The following is a 24,893-nucleotide window of genomic DNA, read 5'->3' on the forward strand; positions in this document are numbered from 1 at the left end:
GGCGCTTTTTTCAAATGCTTTGCCGTTTAACCGATGTATTCCAGGCCGCCCATATAAGGACGCAGCACTTCAGGCACCTGAATGCGGCCGTCGGCCTGCTGGTAGTTTTCCAGCACCGCCACCAGCGTACGGCCGACCGCCAGGCCGGAACCGTTCAGCGTGTGAACCAGACGCGGTTTCTTGTCGGCCTTGCTGCGGCAGCGCGCCTGCATGCGACGCGCCTGGAAGTCCCACATGTTGGAGCAGGACGAGATCTCGCGGTAGGTGTTCTGCGCCGGCAGCCACACTTCCAGATCGTAAGTCTTGCACGCGCCGAAGCCGATGTCGCCGGTGCACAGCAGCACCTTGCGGTAAGGCAGGTTCAGCAGCTGCAGCACTTTTTCCGCGTGGCCGGTCAGCTCTTCCAGGGCATCCATCGAATCTTCCGGACGGACGATCTGCACCATTTCAACCTTGTCGAACTGGTGCATGCGGATCAAACCACGGGTGTCGCGGCCGTAAGAACCGGCTTCCGCACGGAAGCATGGCGTGTGTGCGGTCATCTTCAGCGGCAGAGATTCCTCTTCCACGATCTCGTCGCGCACCAGGTTGGTCAGCGGCACTTCCGCCGTTGGGATCAGCGCGTAGTTGCTGCTGTCGACTTCTTCTTCCAACGGGCGGGTATGGAACAGATCTTCGCCGAACTTCGGCAGCTGGCCGGTGCCGTACAGCGTGGCGTGGTTGACCAGATAAGGCACGTAGGCCTCCAGATAGCCATGCTGCTCGGTGTGCAGATCCAGCATGAACTGGGACAGCGCGCGGTGCATGCGGGCGATTTGCCCTTTCATCACCACGAAACGCGAACCGGTCAGCTTAACTGCGGCGGCAAAATCCAGCCCGCCGGCCATTTCGCCCAGATCGACGTGATCGCGCACCGCGAAGTCGTACTGGCGCGGTTCGCCCCAGCGGGTGACTTCCAGGTTTTCGCTGTCGTCTTTACCATCCGGCACCGCGTCGTCCGGCAGGTTAGGCAGCGTCAGGGCGTAATCGCGGATCTCGCTTTGCAGCGCATCCAGCGCCGCCTTGGCGGCATCCAGCTTGTCACCCAGCTCGTTCACTTCGCGACGCAGCGGCTCGATGTCTTCCCCACGCGCTTTGGCCGCGCCGATGGATTTCGATCGGGAGTTGCGTTCCGCTTGCAGCGTTTCAGTTTCTACCTGCAGAACTTTGCGGCGTTCTTCCTGCGAACGCAGCAGATCCAGATCGAGTTTAAAGCCTCGGCGAGCCAGTTTGACGGCGACTGCGTCTAGCTCATTACGCAGCAGATTGGGATCGAGCATGCTAATCCTGTGCTTGTTGTTATTGAAAGAAGTGTTGTTGTTCTATGCGGCTGATTTATAGCCGCATAAAAGAAGAGTGATACCCGCTAACCTTACCGCAACGGCCACGCTAGCGGTAGCGTTTTGTCGGGCTATTTTGATCCTGCTCAGCCAGCCATGCCAACTTTTCGCCGATTTTCCCTTCCAGCCCGCGCGAGGTCGGTTGGTAGTAGCGCGTATGGGCCATTTCGGGCGGGAAGTAGTTCTCGCCGGCGGCGTAGGCGTTGGGTTCGTCGTGGGCGTAACGGTACTCCGCCCCCAGCCCCATCTCCTTCATCAGCTTGGTCGGCGCGTTGCGCAAATGCTCCGGCACGTCATAATCGGCCTGCTCCCTGGCGTCGCGCATGGCGGCCTTGAACGCGGTGTAAACCGCGTTGCTTTTCGGCGCGCAGGCCAGGTAAACAATCGCCTGCGCAATGGCGCGTTCGCCCTCCGCCGGCCCCACGCGGGTGAAACAATCCCAGGCGGCGATCGCCACCTGCATGCCGCGCGGATCGGCGTTGCCCACGTCTTCAGAGGCAATCGCCAACAGACGGCGCGCCACATAGAGCGGATCGCCGCCGGCGGTAATGATGCGCGCATACCAGTACAGCGCGGCGTCCGGCGCCGAGCCGCGCACCGATTTATGCAGCGCGGAAATCAGGTCGTAATAACGGTCGCCCTTGTTGTCGAAGCGCGCGCTGCGCTCGCCCGACACCTCTTTCAGCAGCTGCGGCGTCAGCACCCGCACGCCTTTGGCGTCGAGCTCCGCCATGTCCGCCATCATTTCCAGGCTGTTCAGCGCCCGGCGCGCATCGCCGCCCACCAACTCCGACAGCAGGCGGCGCGTTTCCGCCGGCAGCTCGACGTTCTGGCCGCCAAAACCGCGCGCCTTGTCGTTCATCGCCTGATCCAGCACCTGGCCGATATCTTCGGCGGTCAGCGCCTTAAGCAGATACACGCGGGCGCGCGACAGCAGCGCCGAGTTCAGTTCGAACGACGGGTTTTCGGTAGTGGCGCCGATAAAGGTGATGGTGCCGTCTTCAATGTGCGGCAGGAAGGCGTCCTGCTGACTTTTGTTGAAGCGGTGCACTTCATCGACGAACAGAATAGTGCGGCGGCCGGCGTCGCGGTTTTGCCGCGCCCGTTCGATCGCCTCGCGGATCTCCTTGATGCCGGAGGTCACGGCGGAGATCCGTTCGACATCCGCCTGACCATAACGGCCGATCAGCTCTGCCAGCGTCGTCTTCCCGGTGCCCGGCGGCCCCCATAAAATCATCGAGTGCAGCTGCCCGGCCTCGATGGCGCGCGGCAGCGGCTTGCCGGCGGCCAGCAGATGCTGCTGGCCGATATACTGCGCCAGCGTGGTCGGCCGCATGCGCGCGGCCAACGGCTGGAACTCGTTCTGGGAAAAATCGAGCGACAGATTATTACTCACTTGCACCTCACTGGCGCTGGTCGTCCAGCGTCACCCCCTTCGGCGGGGTAAATTTGAATTTGGCCGGATCGGCGGCAACGTTCTGCTGGCTTTTCAGCGTATAAGCGCTGCGCTGGCCATCCTGCTCCACCGCGGCGAAGCTGCGGATGGTGCCGCTGTTGGTCACGCTGATGGCGAATTGCTTCAGGTTGCCGCTGGCGGATTTCGGCGTCAGCTCGAAATCATCGCCCTTTTGCTTCACGTTGTACTGTTTCCAGTCGCTGGCATTGTTGCGGGTGATCAGCATAAACGGCGTATTGCCGGTGGCGTTCTTCAACCAGGTCGCCGTCACCTGCTCGACGAACGGGTTGTAAAACCACAGGGTTTGGCCATCGGAGACCAGCACGCTCTCATCGGGTGAGGTCATGTGCCAGTTGAACAGGTTCGGCCGCTTCACCCACAGCTCGCCTTCACCCTGTTGCACCGCGGCGCCTTCGGCGCTGGTCACGGTTTGCGAGAAGCTGGCGTGGAAACTGTTCACCTTCGCCAGGCGACTTTGCAGATCCTGTGCGGCATCGGCCAGCACGGAGGTAGAAGCGAATCCCGAAAGCAGACAGCAGGCAACTAACAGTTTTTTCATTATTCCAGATACCTTATGAAATGCGTTAACCGCAGGGCGACGCCGTGCGGGTCAATCAACCCTTTACTCCCGTTACTTTACCTGAAGCCGGCGATCGGCCGGTAGGCCAATGTTCCGAGAAGAAACGGGTTTACGCTTCTTTGCACAAGGGCCGCTTAAGCGGCCCTTTCTTATTGAATTGCAACGGCTAAACCATCAGTCATGCCGCGGCGGCGCCAGCACCTCGCGGTTGCCGTTATGCCCCTGCTCACTGACGATGCCTTGCGCCTCCATCTGTTCGATGATGCGCGCCGCGCGGTTGTAGCCGATACGGAACTGGCGCTGTACGCCGGAGATGGAGGCGCGGCGTTTATCCACCACGAAATCCACCGCCTGGTCAAACAGCGGATCCAGCTCTTCGTCACCGTCCATGCCGCCGCCGGCACCGCCCTCGCCGTCTTCACCGCCGCTGAGAATGCCCTCTTTATATTGGGGCCGCTCGCGCGCTTTCCAATCCTTGACCACCGCATGCACTTCCTGATCGCGCACGAATGCGCCATGTACGCGCACCGGGATCGAGGAGTTCGGCGCCAGATAAAGCATATCACCCATGCCCAGCAAGGACTCGGCGCCCCCCTGATCGAGGATGGTGCGGGAGTCGATCTTGCTCGACACGGTAAAGGCGATACGCGTCGGGATGTTGGCCTTGATAAGGCCGGTGATCACATCCACCGACGGACGCTGGGTCGCCAGCACCAGGTGGATACCCGCCGCACGCGCTTTCTGCGCCAGGCGAGCGATCAACTCTTCGACCTTCTTGCCCACCGTCATGATCAGATCGGCGAATTCGTCGACCATCACCACGATGTACGGCTCTTTCTCCAGCACCGGCGGCGTGATGTCCATGCTGTCGGTCGGCTTCCAGAATGGATCCGGGATCGGACGCCCCATCGCTTCGGCCTGATCGACGCGCTCGTTGTAGCCGGCCAGGTTACGCACGCCCAGAGCTGACATCAGCTTGTAGCGGCGTTCCATTTCACCCACGCACCAGCGCAGCGCGTTGGCGGCGTCTTTCATGTCGGTGACCACGTCGGTCAACAGGTGTGGAATGCCTTCGTAAACCGACAGCTCCAGCATTTTCGGGTCGATCATGATAAAGCGCACTTCTTTCGGCGTGGCCTTATACAAGATGCTCAGGATCATGGCGTTGACCCCGACCGACTTACCGGAACCGGTGGTACCGGCGACCAGCAAGTGCGGCATTTTGCCCAGATCGGCCACTACCGGTTCGCCGGAGATGTCTTTACCCAATACGATGGACAGCGGCGACGGATTGTCACGGAAAGCCGGGCAATCCAGCACTTCGCGCAGATACACCGTTTGCCGTTTGGCGTTCGGCAGCTCCAGACCGACATAAGGCTTGCCGGGGATGACTTCCACCACGCGCACCGCCGAAGTCGACAGCGAGCGCGCCAGATCGCGCGACAGGTTGGAAATGCGCGCCGCTTTAACGCCCGGCGCCAGATCCAGCTCGAAGCGGGTGATGACCGGCCCCGGCAGGATGTCCACCACGTCGGCTTTCACGCGGTAATCGGCCAGGCTGGCCTCCACCAGGCGCGCCTTCTGTTCCAGCGCGAAGGAATCGACCGGCTCCACCTCTTTCGGCGCTTCGGTCAACAGATCCAACGTCGGCAGCGGCGTGGTCGGCTTCTGCAGCGGCTGATCGTTGCGCATCAGGAACGGGTGAATCAGGCTGTCCATCGCCGGATGTTGCTCGGCCTGAGCTTGCTGAGGCTGCTGCTGCGCCGGTTGCTGCGACGGCTGATATTGCGGCTGCGACAGCTGTTGATACTGCTGTTGCTGCGGCTGCTGGTATTGCTGCGGCTGCGGCTGTTGGTATTGTTGAGGCGGCTGATGCGATTGCTGAGGTTGAGCCGCAGGCGCCACAGGCTCAAACTGACCGAACGGCACATCGTCCTCCTGCTCGCTTTGCTGTTCAATGCGCTCTTCAAGCTGCGGGGACAGCGTGAACATTGGCTCGCTCGGGCCATCGTCCACCAGATCCGCCATCGGCGAGAAGCTGAAAGCATTGCGGGTATCGATCGGGCTGGTGGCCGGTGCCTGCGGAGCAGGTGCTTGCTGGCCGTAGCGCGCCTGCTGCTGCTCGGCGAACGCCTGGCGCAGCGCGGCCTCTTGCTGCGCCTCTTCGTCGTCCTGTTGATAGCCTTCGCCGTAGCGTTGGTGCTGCTGCTCGGCAAACGCCTTGCTCAGCTCGGCTTCCTGCAATGCGCTCTCGTCATCTTGTTGCTCAGACGCGTAGCTTTCGCCATAGCGCTGGCTTTGCTGCTCGGCAAACGCCTGACGCAGCGCGGCTTCCTGTAGCGCCTCTTCTTCCTGCGGGTTCACCACCGCCGGCTGCTGAGGCTCCGCCTCTGTCTGGCGCTGCTCCTGTTCGGCCGCACGCTGCGAAGGCAGCTTGATGCCGTAGGAAGCCAGTTCGCGACGGGTCGGGATGCGCACCGGATTCGGCCGCGGCAGTTCAGGGCCGATGCCCTGCTTAACCTGCGGATTGCCGTCGCTGGTCGCCGTGAAGGCCGGCATAAAGGTCGCCGCCGCGGCACCTGCAGCAGCAGCGGCTGCCGCCGTATCCGGCTGCGGTTTGGCGCCGGTGGCGCTGAAACCGCTCGAACTGCCGATGTCGACGCTGTCACGCTGTGCGGCGGTAAAATCAAAGGGAGAACGCGCCGGCGGCTGCGGCGCGGCCGGCTCTTGCCAGTTGCCGAGGCGCGGCTCATCGTCATCCTGATAAGGATCGACAGGACGCGTCGCCTTAGGCGCGGGCGTTTCTTCCGGGATCTCGAAGGAATACAGCGGCGGCGTAGCGTCTTGCGCCGGGGCGCTCACCGGGTGCTGATTGACAGAGGCCGGCGCGGCCGGCGCCACCGTCACCGACGGCGCCTGTGTGGCGATCGGCGCTGCAACGGGCTCGTGGATCTCTGCCTTCACCGCCGGTGCAGGCGAAGCCGCCGGCGCGATGGATGCGGCTTCTGCTTCAAGCTCGCCATCGTCGGCGCGCAGGCCGCTGAGCAACGGATCGGCGGCGTCTTCCGCCGCCGCTTTGGCGCTTTCGGTGACCGAAGGCGCGGAGAACAGCACGTCGTCATCGGCGGCCGCGGCTCCGGCGGCGGTCGCGGCAACCGCTGCGGCGGCGCCCTTCCCTGCCTGCTCAGGCTCGTCGTCGACGTAACGCTCGTCATCCTCAAAATAACGCTCTTCGCGACGTGAGCGATTGGTCATCACCGTCGCGACGCCCAGCACCGCCCCGCCGATCTTCTCGGCGATCACCAGCCAGGACCAGCCGGTAAACAGCGTCAACCCCGCCGCCCATACGCACAGCAGCGCCAGCGTAGCGCCGATGCCGTTGAACCACGGCAACATGGCGTTGCTCAGCAGGCTGCCTATCACGCCGCCGGAAGCGAAGTAATAGAGATCGTCGACGTTCAGCGCCGCCAGCCCGCAGGAGGTGAGCACTAACGCCAGGGTGCCGATCAGGCGCAGGGAAAGCGCGAAATAGTCGATGTAGTCTCTGTTACTGCGTTGGCGATAAGCCGCCCAGCACAGGACCAGCATGATCGGCGGTATCGCGTAGGCGAGCACCCCGAAGGTGAAGAACAGCGTATCGGCCAACCAGGCCCCGACACCGCCGCCCAGATTGTGAATCGGCTCATGCCACGCGGTCTGCGACCAGCTTGGGTCAGACGGATTGAAACTGACCAACGCAGCCATGAGGTAAACGGCAAAAATCGCTACCACGATAAGCACAGCTTCCAGCAAACGCCGGCCACTGCTGAGTCTTTTCAGGGTAACTTCTTTATCTTCTGTATATTCCTGGCTCAAGAAAGGCTCTCCAGGTTCCTGTTAGCTGACATAGCAACAGCGCCGAGAAACTGCCCCGGCGCCGAAACTGTATGAATAAACAGGAGTGTAACCAATTTAATCAGGTTTTGCACCTGCACCTTACCGTGTTTTGATAACCAGACGGTTACTCTGTTTCACTTCTTCCATCACTACGTAGGTACGGGTGTCGTTAACCCCCGGCAAACGCAGCAAGGTTTCGCCCAGCAATTTGCGGTAAGCCGACATGTCCGGTACGCGGGTTTTCAACAGGTAGTCGAAATCGCCGGAAACCAGATGACACTCCTGAATCTCTTCAAGCTTCTGCACTGCCGAGTTGAATTGCTCAAACACATCCGGCGCGCCGCGGTTCAGCGTGATCTCCACGAAAACCAGCAGGGACGCATCCAGATAATGCGGGTTAAGCAATGCGGTATAGCCATGAATGAAACCCTGGCGCTCGAGACGGCGCACGCGTTCCAAACATGGTGTCGGGGATAACCCCACGCGCTTCGAAAGCTCGACGTTCGAAATACGCCCATCCTTCTGCAGCTCATTCAGGATGTTGCGGTCGATACGGTCAAGATCTTTACCCGGGCGTTTCTTGTTGTCTGCCATTATTATTGTCTCTCTTATTTTCTTCCGTGCACTTGCCACACCCTAGCCAACGTCAATGTGTAAGGGTTCGTTCCAAGCGAAGACCCGATGCCTGTCATATGCTTCTTCACTACCATCATTCCACGCCGCGCAGCCTGTCTGTCCAACTCCGCGCGATGCAGGTAACGACGTTTAGGTCGAGAAAAAATCAGCAAACGCTTGCGCGCTCTGCTCCGCACACCCATCGCGCATTGCCGCCTCGCGGCGCAAATACGTACGATTTGCTGGTGTTACGGGGATAATTTCTTCTTCCTATGATGTTTTCGCAAATGCGCAGCGGATTGTCAAAGTAAAAGAAGCAAAATCAGAACAACGTACCGTCACGAAAAGTCTGCATCCCATTTTTGGTTATGAATCGCTGGCAGATAAACCCCGGCGGGGAGCGGCTGAAGTCGCAGAATGCGCCGTTTTTGCGCGGTTGGCGATTCAGCGGCCGAATGCGGCTTTGATAAGGTAAATTTCTGCGTTCGGCGTACGATTTGCCGACAGCGGGTGCATTAATAGGCGACAACTATCATACAAATCGTTAACAACGTCGCCCGGCGCTTTTTTTACTGCGCCATTTTCCCTACAATCGGCTTCATTGTCCGCCATTGTGGAATAAAGAGGTTATTCATGGGCACGGCTAAACATAGCAAATTACTGATTCTGGGCTCCGGCCCGGCCGGTTACACCGCCGCCGTCTACGCGGCGCGCGCCAACCTGAATCCGGTGCTGATCACCGGTCTGGAGCAAGGCGGCCAGCTGACCACCACTACCGAAGTGGAAAACTGGCCGGGCGACGCCGAAGGCCTGACCGGCCCGGCGCTGATGGAGCGCATGCGCGAGCACGCGGAGAAGTTCCAGACTGAAATCGTCTTCGATCATATCAACAGCGTCGATCTGCAGCAGCGTCCGTTCCGCCTGTTCGGCGACAGCGGCGAATACAGCTGCGACGCGCTGATCATCGCGACCGGCGCCTCCGCCCGCTACCTTGGCCTGCCTTCCGAAGACGCCTTCAAGGGCAAAGGCGTTTCCGCCTGCGCGACCTGCGACGGTTTCTTCTACCGCAACCAGAAAGTCGCGGTGGTCGGCGGCGGCAACACCGCCGTTGAAGAGGCGCTGTACCTGTCCAACATCGCCGCCGAGGTTCACCTGATCCACCGTCGCGACAGCTTCCGCTCGGAGAAGATCCTGATCGACCGGCTGATGGAAAAAGTGAAAAGCGGCAACATCGTGCTGCACACCGACCATACGCTGGACGAAGTGCTGGGCGATGAAATGGGCGTGACCGGCGTGCGCATCCGCAGCACCAAAGCGGAAAACGAAACCCGTGAACTGGAACTGGCCGGCGTGTTCATCGCTATCGGCCACAGCCCGAACACCGGCATCTTCGGCGGCCAGCTGGAGCTGGAAAACGGCTACATCAAGGTACAGTCCGGCATTCACGGCAATGCGACCCAAACCACTATCCCCGGCGTCTTCGCCGCAGGCGACGTGATGGATCACGTCTACCGCCAGGCGATCACTTCCGCCGGCACCGGCTGTATGGCGGCGCTGGACGCAGAACGTTACCTGGACGGCATCGCCGGCGCAGAAGTCTGCTAAGACTTTCTCGTCATCAGCAAAAAGCGGCTCTCGGGCCGCTTTTTTTGTTTCCCCCCTCCGCACTCTCCTTCCCGCGTCTGTTATAGCCACATTTGGCCGCTTTATTATTTTCAGTCTGCCGGGTGACGAGGTAACATGGGACCTCGCTTGTTTGTCGCCGATTGCGCCAAACACTATTATTTAACAGTACGTTAACCCAGCCTGTAACAAACGGGCACCGGCGACGCAGACGCATATCTGATGAAAAAAACCAGACAGCAACAGTTAACCCGTTGGCTTAAAACCCAGAGTTCGTTGGCGCAGCGTTGGCTGCGCCTTTCCATGCTGTTGGGGCTGTTCAGCGGCCTGCTGATCGTGGCGCAGGCGTGGCTGCTGGCCAGCCTGCTGCACGCCCTGATCATCGAACATACCCCACGTGAACAGCTGCTCCCTTCGTTTATCTGGCTGACCGCCGCGTTCGCATTGCGGGCGCTGTTGAGCTGGCTGCGGGAGCGGGTCGGTTTCCAGTGTGGCCAGGTGATCCGTCAGCGCATGCGCCAGCAGGTGCTGGATAAGTTGCAGCAGCTCGGCCCGGCCTGGATCCAGGGCAAACCGGCGGGCAGTTGGGCCAGCATCATCGTCGAGCAGATCGAGGATATGCAGGACTATTACTCGCGCTATCTGCCGCAGATGTATCTGGCGGTCTTCATCCCGCTGCTGATCCTGATCGCCGTTTTCCCGATCAATTGGGCCGCCGGTTTGATTCTGTTGGCGACCGCGCCGCTGATCCCGCTGTTCATGGCGCTGGTCGGTATGGGGGCCGCCGACGCCAACCGCCGCAACTTCGTGGCACTGGCGCGATTGAGCGGCAACTTCCTCGACCGCCTGCGCGGCCTGGACACCCTGCGGTTGTTCGACCGCGCGCAGGCCGAAACCGCGCAAATCGCCAAATCCTCCGAAGACTTCCGCAGCCGCACCATGGAAGTGCTGCGCATGGCCTTCCTTTCTTCCGGCGTACTGGAGTTCTTCGCCTCGATTTCCATCGCCGTGGTGGCGGTGTACTTCGGTTTTTCCTACCTCGGCGAACTCAATTTCGGCAGCTACGGCCTCGGCGTAACGCTGTTTTCCGGTTTTCTGGTGCTGATTCTGGCGCCGGAGTTTTTCCAACCGCTGCGCGATCTCGGCACCTTCTACCATGCCAAAGCACAGGCGGTCGGCGCGGCGGAGGCGCTGGAAACCTTCCTCAGCGCCGAAGGCGAGCAGATGGGCAACGGCACGCGGCAGCTGCCCGCCGATCAACCGCTGACGCTGCAGGCGAACGCGTTGGAAATCCTGTCGCCGAACGGCGTGCTGCTGGCCGGGCCGCTGAGTTTCACCCTGCAACCGCAGCAGCGCGTGGCGCTGGTCGGGCTGAGCGGCGCCGGTAAAAGCTCGCTGCTCAATCTGCTGCTCGGCTTCCTGCCCTACCGTGGGTCGTTGACCGTCAACGGCGTCGAGCTGCGTGAACTGTCCGCAGAGAACTGGCGTCAACAGCTCAGCTGGGTCGGGCAGAACCCGCACCTGCCGGCGCAAACCTTGCGCGCCAATATCCTGTTGGGCTGCCCACAGGCCGACGAAGCGCAGCTGCAGCAGGCGGTGGAACACGCCTACGTCAGCGAACTGTTGCCGTATCTGCCGCAGGGGCTCGACACCGAAGTGGGCGACAACGCCGCCCGCCTGTCGGTCGGCCAGGCGCAGCGCGTGGCGGTCGCCCGGGCGCTGATCGGCCCGCGCCGCTTGCTGCTGCTGGATGAACCGGCCGCCAGCCTCGATGCCCATAGCGAACAACGGGTGATGCAGGCGTTGAATGCCGCTTCGCATCAGCAAACCACCCTGCTGGTGACGCACCAGTTGGAAGATACCGAAGACTACGATCAGATTTGGGTGATGGATAACGGGCGCATCGTGCAACAGGGCGATTACGCCACCCTCAGCGCCCAGCCGGGCCTGTTCGCCACTCTGATCGCCCATCGCCGCGGGGAGCTTTAATCATGCGCGTTTTGCTGCCGTTTTTGGCGTTGTATCGCCGCCATAGCCTGCTGATTAGCTTGGGCATCCTTTTGGCGATCGTCACCCTGCTGGCCAGCATCGGCCTGCTGGCGCTCTCCGGCTGGTTCCTGGCCGCCTCTTCGCTGGCCGGATTGGCGGGCCTGCTGACCTTCAACTATATGCTGCCGGCCGCCGGCGTGCGCGGCGCGGCGATCTTCCGCACCGCCGGGCGCTACGCCGAGCGCGTGGTCAGCCACGACGCCACCTTCCGCGTGCTGTCGCACCTGCGGGTGTTCACCTTCAGCAAGATCCTGCCGCTGACGCCTGGCGGCATCGCCCGTTTCCGCCAGGCCGACCTGCTCAATCGCCTGGTGGCGGACGTGGACACGCTGGATCACCTTTATCTGCGGGTGATCTCGCCGCTGGTAGGCGCGGCGGTGGTGATCCTGGTGGTCACCTACGGCCTGAGCTGGCTGGATCCAGCGCTCGCCCTGACGCTGGGCGGCATACTGTTGCTGCTGTTGCTGCTGGTGCCGCCGGTGTTCTATCGCGCCGGCAAACCGATCGGCGGGCAACTCACCGCCCTGCGCGGCCAATACCGCACCGACCTGACCGCCTGGCTGCAGGGGCAGGCGGAGCTGGTGGTGTTCGGCGCCGTCAACGACTTCCGCCAGACGCTGACCGCCACCGAACAGCTGTGGCAACGCCGCCAGTGGCAGCAGGCCTCGCTGAGCGGCAAGGCGCAGGCGCTGATGATCCTCGCCAGCGGGCTGACGGTGACGCTGCTGCTGTGGCTGACCGCCGCCGGCATCGGCGGCGATACCCAACCCGGCGCGCTGATCGCGCTGTTTGTCTTCGCCGCGCTGGCGTCGTTCGAAGCGCTGATGCCGGTGGCCGGCGCCTTCCAGCACCTCGGCCAGGTGATCGCCTCCGCCACGCGGGTCAAACAGATCATCGATCGCCAACCGGAAGTCTCCTTCCCGGCCGTCGGCCCGGCCGCCGCCGACCGGGCTCAGCTTAGCCTGCGGCAGTTGAGTTTCACCTACCCCGATCAGCCGCAGTCGGTGCTGCGCGACGTCACGCTCGAGGTGGCAGCCGGCGAACACATCGCCTTGCTCGGCCGCACCGGCTGCGGCAAGTCCACCCTGCTGCAGCTGCTGACCCGCGCCTGGCGCACCGACGGCGGAAAAATTCTGCTCAACGGCGAACCGCTGGAAGATTATGATGAAACCACGCTGCGTCGAATGACCACGGTCGTCAGCCAGCGAGTGCATATCTTCAGCGATACGCTGCGGGAAAACCTGCGGCTGGCCGCACCGGATGCCGGCGACGCTCGCCTGAGCGAGGTGTTGCAGCAGGTGGGGCTCGGCAAATTGCTGGACAGCGACGGCGGGCTGAACGCCTGGCTGGGGGAAGGCGGCCGGCAGCTGTCCGGCGGCGAACAGCGCCGGCTGGGCATCGCCCGCGCGCTGCTGCACCCTGCCCCGCTGCTGTTGCTTGACGAACCCACCGAAGGGCTGGACGCCGAGACCGAGCAGCAGATCCTGGCGCTGCTGCGCCGGCATTGTCAGGGCAAGACGTTGATCCTGGTGACGCACCGCCTGTACGGCCTGGAGCATCTCGATCGCATTTGCGTAATGGATGACGGCCAAATTGTCGAACAGGGCGATCACGCCGCCCTAATGCGCCAGCAGGGCCGCTATGCCCGCTTTCGCAACCGTATCAGCAACCTGGCGCCGTAATCGGCCCGTAGAGGACGCAGAAACCCTGTATGCGCATCGTTAAGCTTTCCCCTCAGTCGCTGGCGTTTCCCTCGCCTGAGGGCGCCCTGCGCGATCCCAACGGCCTGCTGGCGATCGGCGGCGACCTGACGGCGCCACGGCTGCTGGCAGCCTACGAGCGCGGCATCTTCCCCTGGTACTCGCCGGGGGAAGCGATTCTGTGGTGGTCACCCGATCCGCGTGCGGTGCTGTTCCCGGCCGAGTTTCATCTCAACCGCAGCCTGAAACGCTTTCTGCGCCACGATCCGTTTCGCATCACGCTTAATCACGACTTCGCCTCAGTGATCGCCGCCTGCGCCCACCGGCCGGATGAAGGCACCTGGATCGGCCCGGAGGTACAGCGCGCCTATCAACATCTTCATCGCCTCGGCTACGCGCACTCGGTGGAGGTATGGCAGGATGATCAACTGGTCGGCGGCATGTACGGCGTGGCGCAGGGCGCGTTGTTCTGCGGCGAATCGATGTTCAGCCGCGTCACCAACGCCTCAAAATGCGCATTGATGGCCTTTTGCCGCCATTTTGCCGCTTATGGCGGGGAATTGATTGACTGCCAGGTGCTGAACGCTCACACTGCCCGCCTTGGCGCGCGTGAAATTCCGCGCCGTCAATTTTTGCAGCAGCTCAGCACCCTTCAACGGCGGCCTTTGGCACCGGCGTGCTGGGCGCCGCAAGTCATATCCCCACAGCCGGTTGAACCGCCCTGCCCAGCAAACTAATTGGTGGAAACGGTGCAATGTTCACCGACACATCTTTACATAATGGGGGTTTTTCGGCATTATCTTGCCGGTTAAAAACTAAGGTAGTTAGACCTAGAGGATTCGATGGCCAAAGAAGACAATATTGAAATGCAGGGCACCGTTCTTGATACGCTGCCGAACACCATGTTCCGCGTTGAATTGGAAAACGGGCACGTGGTAACCGCACACATCTCCGGTAAAATGCGTAAAAACTATATCCGCATCCTGACGGGCGACAAAGTCACTGTAGAGCTGACCCCGTACGACCTGAGCAAAGGCCGCATTGTCTTCCGTAGCCGTTAATCGGCTCACCGCGCGCCACACGCTGGCGGCATCGAGGATGTAATATCCCTCGGGAGCCCTTTCCGTTTACCCCCGCAGCGACGTTACACAACGGGTTGCAGGTGCGCAGGTAAACTGAGAGGGCTCACTCGTTTCTGCTGTACGGTGAATCTCACCCATAAAAAAAGCGATGCCGAAGCATCGCTTTTTCTTTGCCTGAAGGCGGCCTTAGTGCACCGCGCCCTCGTCCGCTTTGCGCTTGGCGGCGCTGAGGAAGTGGTAGGTCAGCTGTTTCTTGTCCTTGTCCAGCTCGACCTTCACGGAACCGCCGTCCACCAGCGAGCCGAACAGCAACTCGTTGGCCAGCGGTTTCTTCAGGTTTTCCTGCATGACGCGCGCCATCGGACGAGCGCCCATCGCACGGTCGTAGCCCTTCACCGACAGCCAATCGCGCGCTTCGTCGCTCACCTCCAGCGAGACGCCCTTCGCATCCAGCTGCGCCTGCAGTTCGACGATAAACTTGTCGACCACCTGCTGGATCACCTCGGTAGACAGATGGTTGAACCAGATGATGTTGTCCAGACGGTTGCGGAACTCTGGCGTAAACACCTTCTTGATCTCTTCCATCGCGTCGGTGCTGTTGTCCTGCTGCACCAGACCGATCGACTTGCGTTCGGTTTCCCGCACCCCGGCGTTGGTGGTCATCACCAGGATCACGTTGCGGAAATCCGCCTTGCGGCCGTTGTTGTCGGTCAGCGTGCCGTTGTCCATCACCTGCAGCAGCAGGTTGAACACGTCCGGGTGCGCCTTCTCGATCTCATCGAGCAGCACCACCGCATGCGGATGCTTGATCACCGCATCGGTCAGCAGCCCGCCCTGATCGTAACCGACGTAGCCCGGAGGCGCGCCGATCAGGCGGCTGACGGTATGCCGCTCCATGTACTCGGACATGTCGAAACGCAGCAGCTCGATATCCATCGCCTTGGCCAACTGTACGGTGACCTCGGTTTTGCCGACCCCGGTCGGCCCGGCAAACAGGAAGGAACCGACCGGCTTGCGCTCGTGGCCCAGACCGGCGCGGCTCATCTTGATCGCTTCGGTCAGCGCCTCGATTGCCTGATCCTGGCCGAATACCAGCATCTTCAAGCGATCGCCCAGATTTCTCAGCACGTCGCGATCGCTGGCCGACACGGTTTTCTCCGGGATGCGCGCAATGCGCGCCACCACGGATTCGATATCGGCCACGTTGACGGTTTTCTTGCGCTTGCTGGCCGGCATCAACCGGCTGCGGGCGCCCGCCTCGTCGATCACGTCGATCGCCTTGTCCGGCAGATGACGATCGTTGATGTATTTCACCGACAGCTCCACCGCGGCGCGGATCGCCTTGGCGGTATAACGCACGTCGTGGTGCGCTTCATACTTGGCCTTCAGGCCGTTGATGATCTGAACGGTCTCTTCCGCCGTCGGTTCGGTGATATCGATCTTCTGGAAGCGGCGCGCCAAAGCGCGATCCTTTTCGAAGATGTTGCTGAACTCCTGGTAGGTGGTCGAGCCGATCACCCGGATCTTGCCGCTCGACAGCAGCGGTTTGATCAGGTTGGCGGCATCCACCTGCCCACCGGAAGCCGCACCGGCGCCGATGATGGTGTGAATTTCATCGATAAACAGGATGCTGTTCTGATCCTGTTCCAGCTGTTTGAGCAGCGCCTTGAAGCGCTTCTCGAAGTCGCCGCGGTATTTGGTGCCGGCCAGCAGTGAACCGATATCCAGCGAATACAGCGTGCAGTCCGCCATCACTTCCGGTACGTCGCCCTGCACGATACGCCAGGCCAGGCCTTCGGCGATCGCGGTCTTGCCCACGCCGGATTCGCCGACCAGCAGCGGGTTGTTTTTACGACGGCGGCACAGCACCTGAATCGCGCGCTCCAGCTCACGATCGCGGCCGATCAACGGATCGATGCCGCCCACACGGGCCAACTGATTGAGGTTGGTGGTGAAGTTTTCCATACGGTCTTCCCCTCCGGACTGCTCTTCGTTCACCGGGTTTTCCGCATTCGGCGCTTGGCCCGGCTCGTCTTTACGCGTGCCATGTGAAATGAAGTTCACCACGTCGAGACGGCTGACGTCGTGCTTGCGCAGCAGATAGGCCGCCTGCGACTCCTGCTCGCTGAAGATGGCCACCAACACGTTGGCGCCGGAGACTTCGCTGCGGCCGGAAGATTGCACATGGAAGACCGCGCGCTGCAGCACGCGCTGGAAGCTGAGCGTCGGCTGAGTGTCGCGCTCTTCTTCGCCGGCGGGCAGCGTCGGTGTGGTTTGTTCGATGAAGGCTTCCAGCTCCTGGCGCAACGCGGCCAGATCCACCGTACATGCCTCGAGCGCTTCTCGCGCGGCAGGGTTGCTCAGCAACGCCAGCAACAGGTGCTCCACGGTCATAAACTCGTGTCTGTGCTCACGCGCTCTGGCGAAAGCCATGTTGAGACTGAGTTCCAGTTCTTGATTGAGCATAAGCACCTCCCCAATAGATTGCCTTATTCAGGCTTTTTCCAGCGTACAAAGCAACGGATGCTCGTTCTCCCTTGCGTACCGGTTCACATGGACGACTTTGGTTTCCGCCACCTCGGCGGTGAAAACACCACAGATCGCCTTGCCTTGATAGTGGACCGTGAGCATCAGTTGCGTTGCGCGTTCAATATCATAAGAAAAGAACTTTTGCAGAACGTCAATCACAAATTCCATCGGTGTGTAATCGTCGTTGTTAAGTATAACTTTATACATAGACGGCGGTTTTACCGCATCGATTTGTTTTTCTTCGGCCAAGTGTTCAAAATTTAGCCAGTCGTTGTTATTGCCCATCGCTGCTCATCTTCTCTGCTCTGCCCAATGATATGGGGACAGGTTTCGGTTATTCAAAGTGGGGATAGTTACTATTTTATCATCTTCGCCATCGTCCCGCCGCACTGTAACGTGCGCAAAAAAACGGGCCAATTGTGACTGAATCGTGGCAATAGCGTTACCTGCTTCAAACTTTGGTGAACTGCTCCCCGCCGACAAAAGCCGATCCCTTGACGCCCCGATCATTTGCTCTAGAGTGTAAATTCGTGGCTGGTGGTCTTTTAACCACCCCTTGTCCACCCTGCTACCCGCCCACGGCGGGTGCGAATTCAGTTATTCATCTCACTTAAAATAGCGTTGCGAGGGATGTAAAAGCATGGAGACGGGTACTGTTAAATGGTTTAACAACGCCAAAGGTTTTGGCTTCATCTGCCCAGCCGGCGGCGGCGAAGATATTTTCGCGCATTATTCCACAATCAAGATGGATGGTTACAGAACGTTGAAGGCGGGCCAGCAGGTCAGCTTCGACGTGCATCAAGGGCCAAAAGGGAACCATGCCAGTCTGATTGTGCCGGTGGAAAGCGAGGCGCTGTCCTAAACGCTTCCGGCAGCGTCGCGCTGCACTGACTCTGACTGCGATAAAAATGCCAGCCGCCGTGTGACTGGCATTTTTTATGTCTGTGACTTACTCGCGCGCCAGCGCATCGATCGGATTCAGCCGCGCGGCATTGCGCGCCGGCAGATAGCCGAACACCACGCCGATGCCGGTGGAACAGAGGAACGCGCTCAGCAACGCCGCCGGCGGGAAACTGATCTGCCAACCCGGCAATACCAGCTGCACCGCCAAACCGATAGCGAACGACAATGTAATCCCCAGCGCCCCCCCCACCAGGCAGACCAAGACCGCCTCGATCAGAAACTGCTGCAACACATCGCCGGAACGCGCGCCCACCGCCATGCGGATGCCGATCTCGCGCGTGCGCTCGGTCACCGACACCAGCATGATGTTCATCACGCCGATGCCGCCCACCACCAGCGAAATCACCGCCACCAGCGTCAGGAACAGCTGCAGCGTGCGAGTGGTTTTCTCCGCGGTTTGCACCAGGCTATCCATGTTATAGGTGAAGAAATCCTTCTTGCCGTGGCGCAGCGTCAACAGGCGCGACAGTTGCTGCTCCGCTTCCTTGCTGTCGTAACCGTCGCGGATGCGCACGGTGATCGAATCGAAATAGCTGTTGCCCATCAGCCGGTTGGCCATGGTGCTGTACGGCACCCACACGTTCAGCGTCTTGCTGCTGCCGAACATCGACTGCTTCTCCTTGGCCACGCCGACCACCGTCGCCGGCATGTTGCCCACCAGGATCACTTCCCCCACCACGTTCTTCTGGTGCGGGAACAGCCGCCGTTGGGTATTGGCGTCAATCACCACCGTCTGCGCCTGCGACTGTACCTGCATCGGATCGATGCCGACGCCCTGGGTAAAGCTCATGCCGTACACGCGGAAGAACTGCTCGCTGACGCCGTTGACGTTGGCCGCCGCATCAACGTTGCCCAAGCGCAGCCGCATGCTGCTGCTGATGCTCGGCGACAGCGCACTGATGTAAGGCTGTTCGCGCAGCGCATCGAGATCGCCGTATTTCAACGATTGCCGGTAGGTCGGATCGTCGTCGCCGAAATCCTTGCCGGGATAGATATCGACAGTATTGGTGCCGATGGATTTGATGTCCGCCAGCACCATCTGCTTGGCGGCGTCGCCGATCACCAGGATCGACACCACCGAGGCGATGCCGATAATGATGCCGAGCATGGTCAGCGCGGTGCGCATCTTGTTGGCCGCCATCGCGCGCCAGGCCATGATCAGCGCCTCGCGGAAGCGGCCGCCCATCTGCCGCCAGGAAGGCGCCGCGGCGGCCAGCGCCAGCGGCTTGGCCTGCGCATTCTCCTGCGGTGCCGGCCGCGAGTCGGCGATAATCTCGCCGTCGCGGATCTCGATGATCCGTTCAGCCTGACGTGCCACCGCCGGATCGTGAGTCACCAGGATCACCGTGTGCCCCTGGGCGCACAACTGTTTAAGGATCGCCATCACTTCTTCGCCGGAATGGCTGTCGAGCGCGCCGGTCGGCTCATCCGCCAGGATCACCTGCCCGCCGTTCATCAACGCGCGGGCGATACTGACGCGCTGCTGCTGGCCGCCGGAAAGCTGGCTCGGCCGATAGTTGACTCGCTCCCCCAGCCCCAGACGGCGCAACAGCGCTTCCGCCCGTTCGCGCCGCGCCGCTTTGCCCAGCCCGGCATACACCGCCGGCACCTCGACGTTGTGCGCCGCGCTCAGGTGCGGCAGCAGATGATAGCGTTGAAAGATAAAGCCGAAATGCTCGCGCCGCAGCTGCGCCAACGCATCGTCGCTCAGCATCGCCACATCTTGCCCGGCTACCCGATACACGCCGGCGCTCGGCTTGTCCAGGCAGCCGAGAATGTTCATCAGCGTCGATTTGCCGGAGCCGGAAGCCCCCATGATCGCCACCATTTCACCGGCGTCGATGCTCAGACTGATCCCCTTCAGCACCTCCACCGTCTGCTCGCCGGAACGGTAGCTGCGGCGAATGCCGTTCAGCTGCAACAGCGCCGCCATCAGCCGGCCTCCACGCCGCCGCGGCTGACGATCACCTCATCGCCCGCCTCGAGCCCGCTGAGGATCTGCACATCGATATTGTTGCGCAGGCCGATGGCCACCTCACGCTTCTCTTCCTTGCCCTGTTTCAGCACCGAAACGTGGTAGCGATTGTCGGCGATCTGATCGCCCAGCGCCGCCAGCGGGATCACCAGCGCCTGCTGGACGCCGGCCAGCTGAATGTGCACCTGCGCCGTCATTTGTAAGCGCAGCAGCCTTTCCGGGTTAGGCACTTCGAAACGCGCGTAATAGAAGATGGCGTTGTTGACCTTTTCCGGCGTCGGCTGAATGTCTTTCAGCACGCCGTCGAAGCGCCGGGTCGGATCGCCCAGCACCGTGAACCAGGCCTTCTGACCTGGCTTGAGGTTAATGACGTCGGCCTCCGAGACCTGCGCCTTCACCAGCATGGTGCCGAGATCCGCCAGCGTCAGAATGTTTGGCGCCTGTTGCGCCGCGATCACCGTCTGGCCCTGCAGCGTGGTGATCTGCACCACATCGCCATCCATCGGCGCTTCGATGCGGGTGTAGGCCAGGTTGATCTTGGCGGTGTCCAGGCTGGCCTGATTCCGCGCGATCTGCGCATTGATGGTGCCCACCTGCGCCTTCTTCACCGCCAGCTGCGTCGCCGCCTGATCCAAATCCTGACGCGACACCGCCTGCAGCCTGGCCAGCGCCTGGTTGCGCTGCAGCGTGACCGCCGCCAGCTGCTGTTCCGCCTGCGCCTGCAGCAGCTGCGCATGCAGTTCGCGCAGCGTCGCCTCGCCTTCACGGATGCTGTTCTGCGCCTGCTGCGGATCGATAACCCCCAGCAACTGGCCTTTTTTCACCTTGTCGCCGATCTCGACATACAGCTTTTCCAACTGCCCGCTGACCTGCGCGCCGACGTCAACCTTGCGCACGGCGTCCAGCTGGCCGGTCGCCAACACGTTCTGCTGCAGATCGCGCTGGGTGACCTTTACCGTTTTGAAATCGGTCGGCGCCGGATGGCGGAAGTGCCAAACGGCCGCCGCGGCAATCGCCGCAATCACCGCCAGTGCGAGTATCCAGCGGCGTTTATGTCCTTTAAACCCTGTCAAAATTGACCTGCCTGTGCTTGTGAATATCGACCGCCCATTGCGGCGGCGGAGCTAAATTAGCACGCACCGTAGGGAATAACTAAACCTTAGCTCAACACAATGTGGAGACACGCTTGGTTACAGTTCGGCATTGAACTCCCGTTTAGTGAAGCCTTGATGAAATAGCGCCATTCAACACAGCCAAGGATTTCATCATGTCACAGCTCAGCTACCCACTCGCCTCCGCCCGGCCGCTTAACGGCTGGCAACTGATGACAGCGCTGATCAATGGCGAAAAGGCACCGAGCAACGCCTGGAAAAAAACCTCGTTTCGCCTGAAGTTTCTCGGCCGTTCGCTGCTCAACTGGCGCACCACCAGCGGCCTGCTCAGCACCCTGGCCAGCAACCCGCTGCTGGAAGAGATCCTGAACGCGCAGCCGAACCTGCCGTGCAAGCTGCATCGTCCCTACCTGGCGGCCAACATGAGCAAGATCGAATGCCTGTTCGCCCTGCGCGATCATTACGATCTCATCGTGCAGCGCATGCCGCTGAAGATGCGTCTCGGCCACCTCGGCCCACAGCCTTTCGTGCTGGCCCGCGCGATGGGCAAAAACGAAGCGCCGATCTCGCTGGAACTGGCGGCGATCGACAAACTGAATAAGGAAGGGGAAGCCACGCTGCTGCTGCGCAACGCCAACGGCGTGATGCTGGCGGAGATCACCTTTGCGCTGATGCATTATCAGCAGCAGCCGACGTTGTTCATCGGCGGCCTGCAGGGCGCGAACCATGACGTGCCGCACGCCGAGATCCAGCACACCACCAAAGAGTGTCACGGCCTGTTCCCTAAACGTCTGGTGCTGGAAGGCGTTTGCACGCTGGCTCGGCATCTCGGCATCCGCCGGATCGTAGCCGTCGGCAACGCCACCCATATCTATCAAAACTGGCGCTACCAGAGTAAGAAGAAGGACCAACTGCACGCCGACTACGATCAGTTCTGGCTGTCGATGGGCGCCAAACCGCTCGACAGCGGCTATTTCCTGCTGCCCGATCGCATCGCCCGCAAGCCGATCGAAGAGATTGCCAGCAAGAAGCGCGCCGAGTATCGCCGCCGCTATCAGTTGCTGGACGAACTGGAACAGGGATTGGCGGCGCATTTCTGCGCCCGATAACGCCCGGCGGGCCGTCAGTCCGCCCGGCCACGCGCCAGCCAGATCACCCGTGAGAACATTTTCTTCAGCAGCGGCGGCACCGAGTCCGTGCCCCATTCGCCGGCCTGCATCGCGACCTCGATCGCCAGATCCGGCTTCGACGAGTGGTGGACCGCTTTCAGGATCACCTTGCGCACCGGCATCTGCGCGTTGATCGGCACCGACGCCATTCGGTGATAGACCGGGGCGAACCCTTCGCGGAACATGAAGTGTTCCATGTCCGGCGCCGGCAGCGCGGTCAGCCGATCGCGTTCGTTGTCTTCATGATTGTCCAGCAGGCTGCGCACGGTGTTGGCGTACTTTTTGCCCGCCTCATCGCCGTCCACCAGCGCATGCCACTCGATACCCATGCGGCGGGCAAAGCGCAGCAGCGGCTTCAGACCGCACTGAGCGAATTCGATGACCCGCACCCCTTCCGCCTCGAAATGGTAGCCGCACTGGCGCGCCAGTTCGTTCAGCAGCCACACTTCGGTCTCGCCCTCCACCAGCAGCCAGCAGCGGGCGAACAGCGACGACGGCCGGTTGAAACGGATGTGAAACGCGATGCGCCGCCCGTCTTCGGCGCTGAGCCCGCGCGGCCCGAGACGATAGGTCGCAACCCGCCCCGACTCGCGCACCAGCCGGCAGACGTGCTCCACCGGCACCAGCGACACCAGTTCGCTGGAGTTGGTGGTGGTGATGCGCTGCAGCGGCAGCTGATTGAGCAGCCCCCAGGCCACCGACAGCATGATCGGATGCAGGCGAGTTTCCGGATCCTCCACCAGCAGCAGCGGCCGGGCATGGGGATCCAGCTTGACGTCGCCCTTGGCCTGCAGCAGGGTGGAAAACATGCCCAGCAGGATCAGGCGCATGCTGCGGCTGTTCGGCTCGGCCACCATGCGGTTGATGCCGTCCAGCGCGCGCCAGGCGTCCTGCTCCGGTTCACCGCCGCGGCGGCGCGGCCGCGTCACCTGTGAACTCTGCTCGGCGAAATAGTGCTCCAGCAGCTGCTGCATCGCCGCCAGCCCCTGACGCAGCTCACCGTTGGTCAACTTCTGCGGATTACGCACCAGCTCGCGCGTCAGCTGATCCAACTGCTGCGCCAGCGCCTGGGTATCGGGTTTGCGTTCATCGCCGAGGCTGCTGGGGCGCAGGCGGCGAATAAAGCGCGCGTCGCGCAGGCGCAATACCGGATGGATGCGGATAATGGCGTGGGCCAATTGTTCGATATGGTGCAGTTGAAAGGCGTTGCCGTCGGCGTCGAGAAAACCACGCCAGGTGCACACCGTGCCGTCGTCGGCCAGCTCGCCCTCGCAGCGGTAATGAATGCGGCTCAGGCCATCTTCGCCCTTGACCCACAGCGGCGTCAGATGGCGATAGCGCGGCAGGTGCGCATGGCCGATGTCTTTTTCGCAGAAGGTGAATACCACCTGCAGGTGGCGCTCTTTGGCCGCCTCCTCCCCGGGAGGGAAATGGAAGTCGTGCGCTTCAAACCGATACAGCTTCTGCTCCGGCGCCAGCAGCAGCGTCAGCGCATCCAGCAGGCTGGATTTACCCCAGGCGTTTTCGCCGAGCAACAGCGTGTTGTCGTCCAGCATCAGCGACAGCCGGTTAATGCCGCGAAAACCTACAATTTCGATACGCTCCAAGAACATCCGCCGCCTCCCGTGCGCGCCGTCGCCTCTTCAATGAGGTGACCTTCACAGAGCATGGTCAAAAAACCCCTTGCAGGTCAAGCGGCCAACGTCAAATCTGCCGCTTTACTCCGGCCGGGCTTTTGGTTAGCGTGTGCTCCTCGTCGGCGTTCGGCGCGCTTCAAAACTCAAGGACACTCGTTGCACCATGTACTCAGGACTGTTGATTATTCTGTTACCGCTGATTGTCGGTTACCTCATTCCCTTACGCCATCGCCCGCTGCTGGTGCTGATCAACCGGCTGCTGAGCTGGATGGTGTATGTGATCCTGTTTTTCATGGGCATCAGCCTGGCGTTTATGGATAATCTCAGCAGCAATCTGATGCTGATCTTCCAGTACAGCGCAGTGTTTTTCTTCTGCATTCTCTGCGCCAACCTGCTGTTGCTGGCGCTGCTGGAGCGGCGCATGCCGTGGCGCAGCAGCCATAAACAGGAAAAGCTGCCTTCGCGCGTGCACATGGCGCTGGAGTCGCTCAAGCTGTGCGGCGTGGTGCTCGGCGGCTTCCTGCTCGGCCTGACGCAGTGGCAATGGCTGCAGTTCGCCCATAAAGGCAGCGAATATGCGCTGATCTTCCTGCTGTTGCTGGTCGGCATTCAGCTGCGCAACAGCGGCATGACGCTGCGCCAGATCGTGCTCAACCGCCGCGGCACGCTGGTGGCGCTGGCGGTGGTCATCGCGTCTCTGGCCGGCGGCGCGCTGGCGGCGCAGCTGCTGGGGCTGCCGGTCAAGGCCGGGCTGGCGATGGCCTCTGGCTTCGGCTGGTACTCGCTGTCCGGTATTCTGATCACCGACGCCTACGGCCCGGTGATGGGCAGCGCCGCGTTCTTCAACGATCTGGCGCGCGAGCTGGTGGCGATCATGCTGATCCCGACGCTGGTGCGCCGCAGCCGCTCCACCGCCCTCGGCCTGTGCGGCGCCACCTCGATGGACTTCACCCTGCCGGTGCTGCAGCGCAGCGGCGGGCTGGACATGGTGCCGCCCGCCATCGTGCACGGCTTCCTGCTGAGCCTGCTGGCGCCGGTGCTGATCGCCCTGTTCTCCTGATCCTTTCCCCCTGGGGGCCGCCTGGCCCCCAAAGCGTAATCATTCCCATCCGCACCGCAAAATTGCGCTAAATCAAACTTGCCCGCAG

Annotated in this window: 18 protein-coding genes; 8 read left to right on the forward strand and 10 right to left on the reverse strand. The window is 61.5% G+C overall.

The window, feature by feature from the left end; all coding sequences use genetic code 11:
- Window positions 1–26: 26 nt before the first annotated feature.
- From serS to lrp, 5 genes are all read right to left on the reverse strand, one after another.
- Entirely contained in the window at window positions 27–1,319 is a 1,293-nt protein-coding gene (serS, locus tag L085_RS19940; RefSeq protein WP_044031537.1) for a serine--tRNA ligase, read from the reverse strand.
- Window positions 1,320–1,428: 109 nt separating this feature from the next.
- Window positions 1,429–2,715, reverse strand: a complete 1,287-nt coding sequence (locus L085_RS19945) for a replication-associated recombination protein A (RefSeq protein ID WP_049870719.1) — start codon at window positions 2,713–2,715, stop codon at window positions 1,429–1,431.
- Window positions 2,716–2,782: 67 nt separating this feature from the next.
- Window positions 2,783–3,394 carry an outer membrane lipoprotein chaperone LolA gene (gene lolA, locus L085_RS19950; protein ID WP_015377319.1) on the reverse strand — a complete coding sequence of 204 codons (612 nt, stop codon included), beginning with the start codon at window positions 3,392–3,394 and terminating at the stop codon, window positions 2,783–2,785.
- A gap of 195 nt (window positions 3,395–3,589) precedes the next feature.
- Entirely contained in the window at window positions 3,590–7,270 is a 3,681-nt protein-coding gene (locus tag L085_RS19955) for a DNA translocase FtsK 4TM domain-containing protein (RefSeq protein WP_044031538.1), read from the reverse strand.
- A 120-nt stretch (window positions 7,271–7,390) separates the two neighbouring features.
- On the reverse strand, window positions 7,391–7,885 hold the full coding sequence (lrp, locus tag L085_RS19960) for a leucine-responsive transcriptional regulator Lrp (protein WP_004928318.1): 495 nt from the start codon (window positions 7,883–7,885) through the stop codon (window positions 7,391–7,393).
- A 654-nt stretch (window positions 7,886–8,539) separates the two neighbouring features.
- On the opposite strand from lrp, the gene trxB reads away from it, so the two are divergent.
- The 5 genes from trxB to infA all read left to right on the forward strand — a co-directional run bounded on the left by trxB (window position 8,540) and on the right by infA (window position 14,339).
- Window positions 8,540–9,511 (forward strand): thioredoxin-disulfide reductase, encoded by a 972-nt coding sequence (gene trxB, locus L085_RS19965; RefSeq protein WP_004928321.1) that lies wholly within the window; start codon window positions 8,540–8,542, stop codon window positions 9,509–9,511.
- A 240-nt stretch (window positions 9,512–9,751) separates the two neighbouring features.
- The gene (cydD, locus tag L085_RS19970) at window positions 9,752–11,518 is read left to right on the forward strand and encodes a cysteine/glutathione ABC transporter permease/ATP-binding protein CydD (RefSeq protein ID WP_044031539.1); all 1,767 of its coding nucleotides are present in this window, start codon (window positions 9,752–9,754) and stop codon (window positions 11,516–11,518) included.
- A gap of 2 nt (window positions 11,519–11,520) precedes the next feature.
- A complete protein-coding gene (gene cydC, locus L085_RS19975) occupies window positions 11,521–13,260 on the forward strand; it encodes a cysteine/glutathione ABC transporter ATP-binding protein/permease CydC (RefSeq protein ID WP_044031540.1) in 1,740 nt (579 codons plus the stop codon).
- Window positions 13,261–13,289: 29 nt separating this feature from the next.
- Entirely contained in the window at window positions 13,290–14,015 is a 726-nt protein-coding gene (gene aat, locus L085_RS19980; protein WP_015377315.1) for a leucyl/phenylalanyl-tRNA--protein transferase, read from the forward strand.
- A gap of 105 nt (window positions 14,016–14,120) precedes the next feature.
- A complete protein-coding gene (gene infA, locus L085_RS19985) occupies window positions 14,121–14,339 on the forward strand; it encodes a translation initiation factor IF-1 (protein WP_002211347.1) in 219 nt (72 codons plus the stop codon).
- Window positions 14,340–14,546: 207 nt separating this feature from the next.
- On the opposite strand, the gene clpA is transcribed toward infA, so the two are convergent.
- A complete protein-coding gene (gene clpA, locus L085_RS19990; RefSeq protein WP_004928343.1) occupies window positions 14,547–16,826 on the reverse strand; it encodes an ATP-dependent Clp protease ATP-binding subunit ClpA in 2,280 nt (759 codons plus the stop codon).
- Window positions 16,827–16,853: 27 nt separating this feature from the next.
- Complete coding sequence (gene clpS / locus L085_RS19995) at window positions 16,854–17,174, reverse strand: ATP-dependent Clp protease adapter ClpS (protein WP_004928347.1); 321 nt, start codon at window positions 17,172–17,174, stop codon at window positions 16,854–16,856.
- A 355-nt stretch (window positions 17,175–17,529) separates the two neighbouring features.
- Between clpS and cspD the strand changes: the two genes are divergently transcribed.
- Window positions 17,530–17,751, forward strand: coding sequence for a cold shock-like protein CspD (gene cspD, locus L085_RS20000; RefSeq protein ID WP_004928349.1), 222 nt, complete (start codon window positions 17,530–17,532; stop codon window positions 17,749–17,751).
- Window positions 17,752–17,838: 87 nt separating this feature from the next.
- Here cspD and macB read toward each other — a convergent pair whose 3' ends face one another.
- Together macB and macA are read right to left on the reverse strand one after the other, a co-directional pair.
- On the reverse strand, window positions 17,839–19,785 hold the full coding sequence (gene macB, locus L085_RS20005; protein ID WP_015377314.1) for a macrolide ABC transporter ATP-binding protein/permease MacB: 1,947 nt from the start codon (window positions 19,783–19,785) through the stop codon (window positions 17,839–17,841).
- Window positions 19,785–20,900, reverse strand: a complete 1,116-nt coding sequence (gene macA, locus L085_RS20010; protein WP_044031541.1) for a macrolide transporter subunit MacA — start codon at window positions 20,898–20,900, stop codon at window positions 19,785–19,787. Before macA ends, macB begins: the two co-directional genes overlap by 1 nt.
- Window positions 20,901–21,094: 194 nt before the next feature.
- Here macA and L085_RS20015 point away from each other — a divergent pair, with 194 nt between their 5' ends.
- Entirely contained in the window at window positions 21,095–22,048 is a 954-nt protein-coding gene (locus tag L085_RS20015; protein ID WP_044031542.1) for a VirK/YbjX family protein, read from the forward strand.
- Between the two features lie 14 nt (window positions 22,049–22,062).
- Here L085_RS20015 and L085_RS20020 read toward each other — a convergent pair whose 3' ends face one another.
- Window positions 22,063–23,721, reverse strand: a complete 1,659-nt coding sequence (locus L085_RS20020; protein ID WP_015377311.1) for an ATP-dependent endonuclease — start codon at window positions 23,719–23,721, stop codon at window positions 22,063–22,065.
- Window positions 23,722–23,908: 187 nt separating this feature from the next.
- On the opposite strand from L085_RS20020, the gene L085_RS20025 reads away from it, so the two are divergent.
- Window positions 23,909–24,805 carry a lysine exporter LysO family protein gene (locus L085_RS20025; protein WP_044031543.1) on the forward strand — a complete coding sequence of 299 codons (897 nt, stop codon included), beginning with the start codon at window positions 23,909–23,911 and terminating at the stop codon, window positions 24,803–24,805.
- Window positions 24,806–24,893 lie beyond the last annotated feature (88 nt).

The organism is Serratia sp. FS14 (genome assembly GCF_000695995.1).
GTDB classification, from domain to species: Bacteria; Pseudomonadota; Gammaproteobacteria; order Enterobacterales; family Enterobacteriaceae; genus Serratia; species Serratia nematodiphila.

Coding starts and splice junctions, on each gene's coding strand:
- serS (WP_044031537.1), bottom strand. CDS start 1,319: ATGCTCGATCCCAATCTGCTGCGTAATGAGCTAGACGCAGTCGCCGTC.
- L085_RS19945 (WP_049870719.1), bottom strand. CDS start 2,715: ATGCGGCCGACCACGCTGGCGCAGTATATCGGCCAGCAGCATCTGCTG.
- lolA (WP_015377319.1), bottom strand. CDS start 3,394: ATGAAAAAACTGTTAGTTGCCTGCTGTCTGCTTTCGGGATTCGCTTCT.
- lrp (WP_004928318.1), bottom strand. CDS start 7,885: ATGGCAGACAACAAGAAACGCCCGGGTAAAGATCTTGACCGTATCGAC.
- trxB (WP_004928321.1), top strand. CDS start 8,540: ATGGGCACGGCTAAACATAGCAAATTACTGATTCTGGGCTCCGGCCCG.
- cydD (WP_044031539.1), top strand. CDS start 9,752: ATGAAAAAAACCAGACAGCAACAGTTAACCCGTTGGCTTAAAACCCAG.
- cydC (WP_044031540.1), top strand. CDS start 11,521: ATGCGCGTTTTGCTGCCGTTTTTGGCGTTGTATCGCCGCCATAGCCTG.
- aat (WP_015377315.1), top strand. CDS start 13,290: ATGCGCATCGTTAAGCTTTCCCCTCAGTCGCTGGCGTTTCCCTCGCCT.
- infA (WP_002211347.1), top strand. CDS start 14,121: ATGGCCAAAGAAGACAATATTGAAATGCAGGGCACCGTTCTTGATACG.
- clpA (WP_004928343.1), bottom strand. CDS start 16,826: ATGCTCAATCAAGAACTGGAACTCAGTCTCAACATGGCTTTCGCCAGA.
- clpS (WP_004928347.1), bottom strand. CDS start 17,174: ATGGGCAATAACAACGACTGGCTAAATTTTGAACACTTGGCCGAAGAA.
- cspD (WP_004928349.1), top strand. CDS start 17,530: ATGGAGACGGGTACTGTTAAATGGTTTAACAACGCCAAAGGTTTTGGC.
- macB (WP_015377314.1), bottom strand. CDS start 19,785: ATGGCGGCGCTGTTGCAGCTGAACGGCATTCGCCGCAGCTACCGTTCC.
- L085_RS20015 (WP_044031542.1), top strand. CDS start 21,095: ATGTCACAGCTCAGCTACCCACTCGCCTCCGCCCGGCCGCTTAACGGC.
- L085_RS20020 (WP_015377311.1), bottom strand. CDS start 23,721: ATGTTCTTGGAGCGTATCGAAATTGTAGGTTTTCGCGGCATTAACCGG.
- L085_RS20025 (WP_044031543.1), top strand. CDS start 23,909: ATGTACTCAGGACTGTTGATTATTCTGTTACCGCTGATTGTCGGTTAC.